The following is a 12,089-nucleotide window of genomic DNA, read 5'->3' on the forward strand; positions in this document are numbered from 1 at the left end:
ATCATGACCGCTGCGGGCGTCATTCAACCCAAACCTACCGATGTGTTCGTGTCTCCGATCATGAAGATCACGGAGGCCGATGTACAAGCCGGCATCGATGTTTTCGACAAGTGGCTGATCAAGGTCAGCGGTGGCGCCGTCAACGTCAGCCGGCTGAAGATGGTCGCGGAGAACGTGCCGGTTCTGGCCAATATCTTTGCTGCAGTCGACGCGGTGCTCGATATCAAGGAGATGATCGAGCGCGGCAGCAACGCGATCGGCATGTTCGATTGGGTCAATCTCGGTCTCGACCTCATCGGGGTCGTGCCGTTGCCGCTGGGCACTGCCGAGCTTCGTCTGGGTGCCCGCCCGGTGTTGAAGCTTATTCGACAAGAGATCGTCAAGAGCGGAAAGGCGGTGGGCGAGGCGGCGTTGCAGGTGCTGCGCGACTCGGTCATCGCGGCAATCGTCGCGAATGTGCAGGAACGCTACGCGGGCGAAATCGAGCAATTCCTGAAAGTGATGCGCGATGGACTGAAGGAGGTGCTCGATCAATGCGCCAAATTCATCGGCGATCTGATGAAGGCGATTGCCGATCTGTTCGCGCATGCGGCGGGGAAGAAGTACGAAGTTGGGCACAACGTGACGTCGGCCGGGTCGCATTTGAAGGATGTCGGGCAGGCGCTCGTTGCGTACGACGGCAGGAAAGTTCTCAGCAGCGGGCTTGGGTTTCTTACGGATTTCGTGAAAATTGAAGCGAAGGCTGCCATCAATACGGTCACCACCGTCGCCAATATGGTGGACGACGAAGCGCCGAAGAAGCTGCAGCTTTTCGCCGACGATATCTACAAGCGAATTCCGACGGTCCAGAAGTGCATTCGGGAGTTGGACGGGAACGATGCGGGCAAGATCGGCTGGTTGATCATGATCGGCGAAGACGGGATGCGGAGCTGGCGCAAGCGCAACCCGAAGCCGCATGCGACGGGGATTCAGGAGCACGGGACGACGAAGGTTGCCGAGCAGCGAGCAGAGCATCGGGTGGATGAGGTGCGAACGACCACGGAGGCAAAGCATCCGGGACCGAATTGTTGCCTTACGCATTCCCCGGTGAAGACGCCACCTGCGGCCACCGAGCATTCAATCGGATTCGCGCTCGGCGATGAGCAGATCAACCACGAGGACTTCACGATCGAGGGGCCGTTGCCCATTGCCTGGCAGCGCACCTATCGGTCGTTCTTCGACGCGAACGACGAGCACGGCGAATTGGGCGCGCGCTGGATTACGCCGTACACGACGCGCTTTGATATTGACGAGAGCAAGTTCGTCTATCACGACGCAACGGGACGCAGTCTCGAATATCCGTTGCTCGACGCCGGGAGTGCTCACGACGACCTGTCCGAGGGCCACACGTTATTGCGCCTTGACGATCGGTGGCTGACGCTGACGCGTGGGCACGTGCTGCTCGAAGCGTTTGAGCGACACGGCAATGTGTTTCGTCTCGCGTTCGTCAAGGATCGCGCCGGCAATCAGGTGACGCTCGAATACGATGCGCAAGGGCGGTTGCATCGGTTGATTGCGCCGCATGCACAGGTCGCATTCCGTCACGACGTGCGCGGTCGTATCGTCGAAGCGACGCATCATGACGCGCAGGGCGAATACATCGGCACGCTTGCCCGTTATGAGTTCAACGAAGAAAACGATCTGATCGGCGCGACCGACCGCTACGGCAACCGTCGCGAATACCGTTACAGTCACCATCTTGTGACGCGGTACACCGATCGTACCGGTCGCGGCGTGAATCTCGAATGGAACGGCAACGGGCCAAAGGCGAAGTGCTTCCGCGAGTATGGAGATGACGGCAGCGACGAGGTCACGCTGGCGTGGCATCCGGACTTCCGGATGGTCAGCGTGACCGATGCGCTTGGTCACGTCACCCACCACTACTACGACAGCAAGGGCTATTCCTTCCGTGTGATTCATCCGGACGGCAGCGAAGAGTGGATGTATCGGGACGAGAACGACAGGCTGGTTCAGTACATCCATCGTGACGGTACCGTCGAACGTATGGAGTACGACGCACGTGGCAACTTCGTGCGTCATCAGCGTACCGATGGCAGCGTGATCGAGATGACGTATGACCAGAAGGATCAGCTCGTTCGCGTGACGGATCCGCTTGGGCATCCGTGGCTGCGTGAATATGACGATGCGGGCAACATGGTCGTACAGGTCGATCCTCTCGGGCACAAGACCGAATACGCGTACGACGGACAAGGTCTGGTTACCGAGATCAAGGATGCGAAGGGCGGCGCGAAGTCGCTGAAGTATGACGTTGCCGGTCGGTTGATCAGCTACACCGACTGCTCGGGCAAGACGACTCAATGGGTGTACGACGCTCAAGGCCGCCTCTCGGAGGCGAAAGACGCAGCAGGCGGGGTGACGGTATACCGCTATGGTGTGAACGGCCAGTTGATCGAGGTGGTGTCGCCCGCAGGTCGCGAGCAACTGAGCTACGATGCGGAAGGGCGTCTGCTGACGCACACCGATCCGCTGAATCGCAATACACGCTACGGCTACGACGCGAGCGGACGTATCAATATCCGCACCGATGCGTCGGGGCAGTCGTTGTCATATCGCTATGATCGGCTCGGGCGTCTGGTTGCGTTGACCGATCCGAATCACGCGACTTACGCGTTTCGCTATGACGCGACGGGCAGGCTGATCGAGGAGATCGATTTCGACGGGAAGGCGACGCGCTACTCGTACGACGAGGCGAGCAGCCGTCTGGAGTCGATCGACGAGGCTGGCCAGATCATGACGATGTCTCACGATCGCGGTGGCCGTCTTCAAGGCCGCGCGGTCGACGATGAGGCGGAGCGTTTCACTTACGACCCGTTGGGACGATTGATCGAAGCGAGCAACCGATACAGCCGCGTGCAGCGCTTCTTCGATCCGGTCGGCAATCTGGTGCGTGAGCATCATGCTTACGACCTGTTCGGCGCGAGCCGGAGTTTCGTGTGGCATCACCAGTACGACGAAATCGGTAACCGGATCAAAACGATCCGGCCCGATGGTTGCGTGGTCGATTGGCTCATATACGGCTCGGGACACGTCCACGGGATGATGCTGGATGGCAAGGAGCTCGTTCAGATCGAGCGTGACGATCTGCATCGTGAGACGCTGCGCACGTTGCCGAGCAAGATCGATCAACGCACGGCATACGATTCGGCAGGGAGGTTGGCGCAGCGGACCGTGCAGCGTGCGAATGCACCCGCACCGCTGGCCGAGCGCCGCTACCGTTACGACGCGGCTGGCCAGCTCGTGCAGATCGAAGACAATCTCAAGGGGCTGACGGACTATCGCTACGATCCGGTCGGACGGTTGCTCGAGTCGATCGGACCGGCCGGCAAGGAGCGGTTCGCATTCGATCCGGCAAGCAACATCATCGATCCGGCACGCGTTGAGACGGCTCGCAAAGAGAGCAGGCCGAGCCCGGTGCGTGCGGAAAGTTCGTTGCCTCCCGAAGTGCCCAAGGTATTGGGCAATTTGCTGAAGCAATATGCCGGGCGGCATTTCGAGTACGACGCGCGTGGCAACCTCGTTCATCGCACATCGCCGGCGGGCGAGCAACGTTACGAGTGGAATGCGTTTAATCGGATGACGGCTGCGAGCGTGCAGGAGACTGCGCGCAACAGTGAGTCACGGTATTACTACGATGCGTTGGGCCGCCGGATTGCGAAAGAGGTGAACGGCGAGCGTACGGTGTTCGGTTGGGACGGAGATACGCTGGCGTATGAGAGCGGCGAGCACGGTAGCACGCATTACTTGTACGAAGCAGAATCGTTCGTGCCGATGGTGCAATACGTCGGTGCACCGGTCAGTGGATGCGAGACACCGTCGCGTGGCGATACAGATCGCTACGAGCCGGAAGATGATCCGCTGCAACGGGTACCGGAGCGGGCAGGGCAGGTGCATGCCTTCTATTACCACTGTGATCAGATCGGCACTCCGCAGGTACTGACGGATGACGATGGCGATGTGGTGTGGGAGGCGTCGTACAAGGCGTGGGGTGAAGCTCGCGAGGTGATCGCGCGGGCGTCGAGAGCGGTAGGGATCGCTCCGAGGAATTCGCTGCGGTTCCAGGGGCAGCAATTTGATGATGAAACGGGGCTTCATTACAACCGGTATCGGTACTACGATCCGAGTAGTGGGCGCTTCGTGTCGAAAGATCCGATTGGGTTGGCTGGCGGGGTCAACGTCTACCAGTACGCGCCGAACCCGATAAGCTGGATTGACCCGCTTGGCCTCGCGAAGCGCGGCCCGAAAACCGGCGGGTGCGGCCCACATAACGAAATGATTGCCGCTTGGGGGCAAGAGGTGGCAGATGCTGGAGGAATAGTCATTGCCGGTGGCGGAGTCGAAAAAGAAGTACTGGTCGGGACCCCCGGTGGATTCAAAGGGGGCCGACGTCCAGACATTATCTACACTGATTCCGACGGCAAGACAATCTTCGGCAATGTTGGCAAGGTGCGCGCTGATGGCGTGACGCCAGTGAAGCGGGAAGAGCAGGCAATGGAAGACTTGCGCACAAAAACGACGGGGAAGAACGTTCCAGACGACGTCCAGTTCCGAGCCTACAATTGCTGTCCGTGTAAGGGGAAATAGGCATGGATCGCAATGTGTTTATGACGTTCGACGACTTCGTGAAGATCAATACGGAGTTGCTCGAAAGGACGGGGCTGGCACTGTACCGTTCGGAAAGCTATGACCATCCGTTTGTGCATGTCGAGCGTGTCGACGCTGATGTGTGGCGGGACAGTGGATTGCGTGCGCTGGCTCTATTGATCGGCGATCCTGGGGATGCTCACAATATTCTTGGGCCGCGTCAGTTCGACGTTAAACGCCCTGCTCGCGTAGGCTTTGTTAGCGTGCGGTACGGGGGAGACGACGAATATGCGATTGGTGCAACGCATTATGGCGCGGACGGTTCTAACACTGAGAAATTGATCAATCGTGAACTCAACAAGCTGTTGCGCCAATACGCTCATAAAGGCGTGATTGACGTCGAAGGCAATAGCGGACGGATTTCCGATAACTACTACTGGACAGACGCGGCACTGGCTAGCCATAAGAATTGGCATCAGTTCATTGGAACAGGCGTTCGCAAAGAGGGCAACAAGGACCCCGGTTACCGGCCGAAGCCGGACTGAAGCGAGGGCCGCATGAGCGGCCCTTGCGGTTTCTGGGCTAGAGGCTCGAACGCGGCCCGGAGATTGGCCAACGTGCACTTACGCATTTCTCCCCCGATCGGGGAGAAATGCAGCGGCTGCCGTCAGTCTGCCGTCGGCTAAAAGAGCCGCTTTGCAACTTCGCGGCGAGCGTCGTCGTCGAAGGCGGCAGTTGACCATGTTCATGCTTACGATCCAACCGGTAAAGTCAAGGTCGTGTCGCCAGATGACGGAAACTCGCACTTCCCTACTAAAGGTGAATAGAAATGCAAGGTATATCGAGCCAAGACTATTTTGAAACGAGTGATGGGACTGTTCGAATATGGATCGAACAAGGTTCGTCCGTCCATATCAAGGCGGTTACAAAAGAGAATGACCCGGTCGAGCTGTCTGAGTCGGAGGCGTTGGAAATAGCAGAAGTTCTTAGGCACTTTGCGAGCCGAATCTGACTGTTTGTAAAGCTAGACCAAGGGCCGCGTTAGCGGCCCTTGTTGTTTGTGTGATGCGTTGAAGCTTGGCGTTCAAGTGGCGGCGAGCGTACGGTGTTCGGTTGGACGGAGATACGCTGGCGTATGAGAGCGGTGAGCACGGCGGCACACACTACTTGTACGAAGCAGAGCCGTTCGTGCCGATGGTGCAATACGTCGGTGCACCGGTAAGTGGATGCGAGACACCGTCGCGTGGCGATGCAGCTCGCTATGTGCCGGAGATTTCGTTCCCGACCACCAAACTCCGAACGCGCTGAACGAGCAGGGGAAGGCCCAGCGGCTGTATCCTCACTGTAAGCGTTGCAGTCTCAAACAGGCTGGCCAAGTCACGCAGGCAAAGAGGAGGAAAGGCTAATGAGCAAGTACGTCTTTTCAAACTGGATCAACAGTTCAGGCGGACCATTGGTGGTAATGGAGGAAGCAAAGGCGTCGCTATGGAATGGCGTGGGTGGAAGTCCGTCTGATTTCGATTTGGCATGCCAATCTGTTGACTACGCCAGCAAGCTGACATTGCACGGATCAGATGTGCTTGTCTTGGGCGACGAGCCATTGCAAACAGCGATCGCTACGTCTGACAGCAGGCAACTGATCGTTCGCTGGAAGTGGGCCGATAATGAGGCGGATGTGCGTATTGCAATCGAGTACATCGATTTCAACACAATAAACATTATCGAAAAATTGACAATCAACTGGGTCAATCAGCCACTTGTTGTGTTTGATATAGTTGATCCCGCCCAATGCCTGAGATTCACAACACATTCTGGCTCCAACGAAGTGTCAACGTTCATCCACCAGCCGACTTCGAGGACATCTCTACTGGTGCACGCGATTGCCGCCGTGTAGCTGGATGTGGTGACATGGAAAATGTAGCCGGGGCTGCACTGTAACCGGCATCGGTACTACGATCCGAGTAGTGGGCGCTTCGTGTCGAAAGATCCGATTGGGTTGGCTGGCGGGGTCAACGTCTTTCAGTACGCGCCAAATCCAGTTGATTGGATTGATCCGATAGGTTTGGCTCGCTTCGGGTCAGGGAAAGGAACGCATACGACCCAAGTTACTGTGCGCAGCGCGGGCGGTTCCAAAAGGCACTGTGGCGTTTTTCAGAGCGGTAACATGACGCCGGAGGAAAAGGCGTTAGGATTTCCGCAGAATACTCTGGCCATCCATACTGAGGCGCGTGTGGTCTCGCAAGTGGCATTAGAGCCAGGGGGTACATGCTCATCGACGGCCAGTATCCGCCGTGTACATCTTGCAAAGGCAAGATGAACGCACGTGCTATACAGTCAGGTGCGAGGATTCAATATAACTGGCAGGAGGACTGGTAGCAAAAGACGTGGACGGCTAGTCCTTCCAAGGGGTTTAAATAGAATGAAATTTGAATTTGTCGCAAACGACGTGACCTATACGTTCGAGGATGGAGTTCATGTTCTTGGGCTAGTTGATAGCGCAAATGAGCCACAGGACTACGTCATCCTGCAGCGTGGGACTGAGTTCGATGAGCAAGATCGGAAGTTGGGTCAGGACACCTATTACGTGGAAGTCTGCGCTGATGGGGTTGCGGGATATGGCGGGGTCAAGTCGGTTTCACTTCATGCCGGCACGTTGAACATTGAACTTGAAGATGATGCCAAGTGGAGGGAAGATCTGTCGTCGATGCAGATCGATGTGCAAGCAGCCAAGGACCGCGAGGGTTTGAAGGCATGGCTGTCGGCTATATTCTCCGGTACGAGTACCAAAGTCGCGCTTGATTAAACGAGTCGGGTGAGGTCGCGTGGCCGGCACGTTACAAGGCGTGGGGCGAAGCGCGCGAAGTCATCAGTGAGGCGGCTAGGAAAGCGGGGATCGCGAACCCGCTGTGGTTTGCGGGCCAGTACTTCGATCGCGAGACGGGGCTACATTACAACTGGCACAGGTACTGCGATCCCACGTCGGGACGATTCATATCGAAGGACCGGATTGGGCTGGCCGGTGGGATCAACGTCTACCAGTACGCGCCGAACCCGACACCGTGGACCGATCCGCCAGGTTTGCAAAAGAAACCATCGGTTCCACCGCATATATCGTGGCAGAAGCAAGCGGGCCGTGTACTGGGCGAGCCCCAGTATGACGATCGAGTTAAACAAGGTAAGCCCACCTCGTGCTTCTGTGATTGGGACGATGCAGTGCAGTACACAGATGAGGCTTGGAGCAAGGGTAGCCCCGTCCCTGGGCGCCCGAATGTACGGGACCACGATTTCAAGACGCCCATTGGTTTTGGCCCCAACGGAGGCACGCAAACTTCAGTGCGCGTTCACCAAGACAATGGAGGAAAAATACATGGACATCCCAAAGGCCCAGAGACCTCATGATTCGAATTTTGATTGGGAAAGATTCTCGCGTTCCGTTATTGATTCGTACGGGAGTTTTGAATCCCCGGACTACTCGTTCGTTAAAGAGAATCTTGCTGCGACAAAGTACCCTGGTGTGATTCAATTTATTGAAAAGAATTTTGATTTCCATGAGGATACCGAGCCCAACACCGACGTAAGTCACGGATATTTCGTGAGGGGTGATGGTGCGGATTTCATATTGCGAATATCGTTTGTTGGTCCGTACTGCTATTTATCGTCGTTGTCGGCGGACGGAAGTCAAGGCTCACCGAGTATTGATCTGCCATCAACCAATTCAGTGTACCCACTGATAAATAACATGGAGGAGGCTGGTATGATTTTTACTCCTGTTGAAGTATTGAATAAAAAGTTTAATTTCGGTAATCAATTTTCAAGTGTCTACTCGATTCTTTACTGTTACGAGGATGAGCCGTCCTGGATCGAAATGTAGGGGATGGATGTCTCTTGAACGTTTGATGCCTTGGCGACGCTGGAGAACCTGTTGTAGTTCTTTGGTCGCACGAGACAAGGCATGCGTCAGCGATTGCAGATAGCTTTGCAGCCTTCCTAACTACGCCCGGTCGACCGGGATAGCGATGAAGGAAGCATCTACACTCAATAAAATAAGGATTCTCCATGCGGCGTTCACTTCTTGCGCTTATCTTGCTTGCGACCGTAACGGCAGCGTCTGCCGATAACACTGATTCAAGGGCCGCGGACGCGCCTGATCTGGTGCATCTCAAACCTTATGCCGCGAACGGCGTCAGCTTCCAGCTTCCTTCGAACTGGACGGTTACGTGGAGTGGCCGGCTGGAGGATACGAATGGGCAGGGGGTCGATATCGAAGCCGACAAGGCGGCATTCGAGGTTCTGACGTTGGGTGTCACGGTTCAGGTTGTGCCCACCAAGGTTGCGCCGACGCTAAAGGGAACGGCAGCGTATCTCTACAACCTGCAAGTCGACGACAAGCCTGCTCAGTACACGAAAGCGAATTACGAGCCGATCATGCTGAATGGCAAATATCCCGCGCTCGCATCGCGCTACTCGCATAAGATTTTCAAGGACGACCGGGTATATGCACATCGGCTCGACCTGATTGCGAGCAAGCCTTGCGGCGACGGCTGGACCTGCATCATTTTCTCGTCAGGTCTTGCCGCCAACGAAAATCCCGCGAAGCAGGGAATGGCGAAGATCTACGAGACAGTTCGCTACCAACCCTGAAGGGCAGTCCGACGCGGGAAATTGGACGCGATCTCGAATGTGGGTACCGCGTCCGCCAACTGACCAGCACACTGCCGCCGCCAACCTCGCGTATAAGACATTGGCATAATCACGCCTTGCCGGCACGAACGCCGCGGCGCAGGCGCACTCGTGCAACTGCCGCATCTCGCTCCGAGCGCATTGACACCAGTCCAGTTACCACCGCACTACCCATGTCGACCCTCACCACGACCACCGCGTCGTTGAAACACATTCTCGAACACCCGGGCGATTTCTCCGGTTGGCTCTGCTTGCCGCCGATGCCATGGACGCTCGATACGGACGGCGTATTCACCGAAGACGCCAACGACGCCAACGACCCCGAGACCGACACACCTCCCGCCACTGCACCGCAACCCGGCTGGCGCATAACGCTCTCCAGCGCGACGATCGAGGACATCGTGATCAACGCGCATGACCAGGTCGATGAACCGAGCGTGACGCAACTGTTCGATGCGTTCGTGTTCTACGTCGACAACGAGGAATTCATTCTGCTTTGACGACGCGCACCACGCGCCACAGCAAAAAAGGACCGCCGAGCGGTCCTTTTTTCATGAAGCATCAACACCCGAACGAAGCACGCCTCAAGGCAACGAAATCGTCAAATTAGCCGACTCCGGCCCCACCTTGATCACCTGCGCATAAGGCGCCAACGCCTGCAGCGTCTTGTCCTTCAGGTAAGTATTGAGCCCGAGATACCCGAGCAGGGCCACCAGCGCAAACACGGCGCCGATCGCCCAGACCGGCACCTCGCGCTTCAACCGATGCGCGATCTGGTCCGGCAGCGGCCAATGCGGAGCGAACGCGGCGCGCTTGCCCTTCATGTGCGCGATCTCGTCCCCCAGCCGCGCGGTGAGGTAAGCGAGCTTCTCCGGCCCCTCGAGCAGATACTTGCCCTGAAACCCAAGCAGCAGGCACATATGAAACACCTCGAGCGACTGCAACCGCGCCGCGCCCTGCGCCCGACATTCCTCGAGATACTGGAAGAACTTCTCCCCCGCGAGCTGCTCGCCGAACAGCACGAGCTGTAGCGGCCGGCGTTCCCAGTCGGTCCGGATCTTGAACTGCGACGACAGCACCATCTCGTCGACGGCCGCGCAATACGCGAACTTCGCGCCATACACGTCCTCGGCCGGAATGTTGAGCTTCTTCGCGCCGCGCTCGAAATCCGACAGAAACTCCTGGATCTTCGTGCTGAACTCGCTCGCGCTGTCCGGCTCGCGGCCGTTCTTGAGCAGAAACAGCATGAAGAACCCGTCGTACAGCAGGTCGAGCAGCGAACGGGCCTGGAACGAGGCGTCGGTCGACGCCGGGGTATGCAGCGGGGCCGGCGCGTTGTCGCCGAACAGAGAAGGCGCGTAGCTCATGATGTGACCGCGATCAGTTCGAATTTCAGGTCATTGATGCCAGTCGGCGCGTAGATCATCGCGGACTGGGCCTGCAGCATGCGCTCGTAGAGCGCACCGCGCGAATCAAGCTGGAAATAGCACGCGCCGGGTCGCACCGGAATCGCGGGCGGTACCTGCGGCATGTACGACAGCCGCACGCCGGGCATTGCCGACAGCACCAACTTGTCGACGTCGTCGGGCGCGCCGACCTTGAAGCGTGCCGGCACCGCATCGACGAGCTCGACACTCGGCATGTCCGCGGACACGGCCAGGTAGAACTCGGTCTTGTCGTCGATCTTGCCCGAATCGAGGCGGCCGAGATGGAACGACGGACGCACTTCGTCGAGCGTGATCGCGAAGTAGCGCGTCGAGATCACGGTATCGAGCAACTCGCGCAGCATCAGGTCGAGGCGCGCGAAGCTCGGGCCCGGATCGTCATGGCGATACACGGGCAGGTCGGCGAGCGTGTAGCCCTTCGAAAACGTCATCAGCTGGCCCGCGAGGCGCAGCAGTTCCTGGAACAACCGCTCCGGATGCAGCGCCGCATGCTGGTGCAGGTGCGCGAGCGTCGCGAATGCGGCGTTTGCGGTGTGCAGCAGCCAGAACGACGCGATGTCGCCCGAGCGGAATTCGATGATGTTCTTCGACGGCTCGCGGTGAAAGCCGTACAGCGCGTTCACCTTCGCCTGCAGCGCGTCGACGAGCTGGCGCAGCCGCTGGTGCAGGATCGGCGAAGCTTCGATCGCGAGGCACGGCGGCACGAAGCTGTCGTCGATCTCGAAGCCGGACGTCGCGGTGCGGCGCACGCGCACGAGCGGCACCGACAGCAGCTGGTCGCGCGGCTCGCTGTGCGCGATCAGCTTGACCTGCGTCTTGAGGAACGTGATGTCGGCTTCGGCGGCGTCGGTGAAGTTGTCGGCGACGCTCGTCTGCTCGCTGACGAAACGCGTCATGAAGCCGGCGGCCGGATCGTCGCTGTAGTTGGTGCCGTTCTCGCGCAGCGGATGCAGCGCGAGGTAGAAGACGAATTCGTTGATGCCGTCGGGCAGCGTGTCCAGTGCGATCGGCGGCGGCAGGTCGTCGGCCTGCGGTGCGGCATACAGCGCGCCGTCCGGGAACACGAGCGCAAGCTCGGCCACGCGCAGCACGTTGCTGCCGAGCGCATCGCGGTCGATGCGCACCGAGCGCACGCCCCAGTTGTACGGCTGGATCGCCTGGATGGATTCGAACAGGCGCGCCTCGTGATAGGCGTCCTGCCGCTGAAAGTGTTGGGGCCGGAGGAACAGCCCTTCCCCCCAAAGCACCTTGGCCGAATAACTCATGTCAAATCCGGTTAATGTGGCGTTGCGATGTAATCGATTTGTTCATGCCCGAATTAAA

The 12,089-nt window shown here is 58.2% G+C and carries 9 protein-coding genes and 4 pseudogenes; 11 read left to right on the forward strand and 2 right to left on the reverse strand.

The window, feature by feature from the left end; translation table 11 throughout:
• Nucleotides 1-3 precede the first annotated feature (3 nt).
• From WS87_RS02870 to WS87_RS02920, 11 genes and pseudogenes are all read left to right on the forward strand, one after another.
• Nucleotides 4-4,641 carry an RHS repeat-associated core domain-containing protein gene (locus tag WS87_RS02870; protein ID WP_236873198.1) on the forward strand — a complete coding sequence of 1,546 codons (4,638 nt, stop codon included), beginning with the start codon at nucleotides 4-6 and terminating at the stop codon, nucleotides 4,639-4,641.
• A 2-nt stretch (nucleotides 4,642-4,643) separates the two neighbouring features.
• Nucleotides 4,644-5,186: a hypothetical protein gene (locus WS87_RS02875; protein ID WP_059820900.1), complete on the forward strand. Its 543-nt coding sequence runs from the start codon at nucleotides 4,644-4,646 to the stop codon at nucleotides 5,184-5,186.
• A gap of 548 nt (nucleotides 5,187-5,734) precedes the next feature.
• Nucleotides 5,735-5,913, forward strand: a pseudogene (locus WS87_RS34660) (RHS repeat-associated core domain-containing protein); the annotation flags it as partial.
• A 133-nt stretch (nucleotides 5,914-6,046) separates the two neighbouring features.
• Nucleotides 6,047-6,535, forward strand: a complete 489-nt coding sequence (locus WS87_RS02890) for an Imm21 family immunity protein (protein ID WP_082750781.1) — start codon at nucleotides 6,047-6,049, stop codon at nucleotides 6,533-6,535.
• 30 nt (nucleotides 6,536-6,565) lie between these two features.
• Nucleotides 6,566-6,709 (forward strand): annotated as a pseudogene (locus tag WS87_RS34665) (RHS repeat-associated core domain-containing protein); the annotation flags it as partial.
• Nucleotides 6,704-7,017 (forward strand): annotated as a pseudogene (locus WS87_RS34195) (hypothetical protein). The pseudogenes WS87_RS34665 and WS87_RS34195, both read left to right, overlap by 6 nt.
• A gap of 43 nt (nucleotides 7,018-7,060) precedes the next feature.
• Nucleotides 7,061-7,444 (forward strand): Imm10 family immunity protein, encoded by a 384-nt coding sequence (locus WS87_RS02905; RefSeq protein WP_059820901.1) that lies wholly within the window; start codon nucleotides 7,061-7,063, stop codon nucleotides 7,442-7,444.
• A pseudogene (locus WS87_RS34670) lies at nucleotides 7,444-7,728 on the forward strand (RHS repeat-associated core domain-containing protein); the annotation flags it as partial. The gene WS87_RS02905 and the pseudogene WS87_RS34670, both read left to right, overlap by 1 nt.
• 280 nt (nucleotides 7,729-8,008) lie before the next feature.
• Nucleotides 8,009-8,512, forward strand: a complete 504-nt coding sequence (locus tag WS87_RS33470) for a hypothetical protein (protein ID WP_159085630.1) — start codon at nucleotides 8,009-8,011, stop codon at nucleotides 8,510-8,512.
• A 185-nt stretch (nucleotides 8,513-8,697) separates the two neighbouring features.
• Complete coding sequence (locus tag WS87_RS02915; protein WP_107938100.1) at nucleotides 8,698-9,282, forward strand: hypothetical protein; 585 nt, start codon at nucleotides 8,698-8,700, stop codon at nucleotides 9,280-9,282.
• A gap of 212 nt (nucleotides 9,283-9,494) precedes the next feature.
• A complete protein-coding gene (locus WS87_RS02920) occupies nucleotides 9,495-9,821 on the forward strand; it encodes a DUF7716 domain-containing protein (RefSeq protein WP_059820903.1) in 327 nt (108 codons plus the stop codon).
• 84 nt (nucleotides 9,822-9,905) lie between these two features.
• On the opposite strand, the gene icmH is transcribed toward WS87_RS02920, so the two are convergent.
• Both icmH and tssK read right to left on the reverse strand, forming a co-directional pair.
• On the reverse strand, nucleotides 9,906-10,688 hold the full coding sequence (icmH, locus tag WS87_RS02925; protein ID WP_059820904.1) for a type IVB secretion system protein IcmH/DotU: 783 nt from the start codon (nucleotides 10,686-10,688) through the stop codon (nucleotides 9,906-9,908).
• Nucleotides 10,685-12,031, reverse strand: coding sequence for a type VI secretion system baseplate subunit TssK (tssK, locus tag WS87_RS02930; RefSeq protein WP_059532826.1), 1,347 nt, complete (start codon nucleotides 12,029-12,031; stop codon nucleotides 10,685-10,687). Before tssK ends, icmH begins: the two co-directional genes overlap by 4 nt.
• Nucleotides 12,032-12,089: the final 58 nt, after the last annotated feature.

This window comes from Burkholderia sp. MSMB0856 (assembly GCF_001524645.2).
Classification (GTDB): Bacteria; Pseudomonadota; Gammaproteobacteria; order Burkholderiales; family Burkholderiaceae; genus Burkholderia; species Burkholderia diffusa.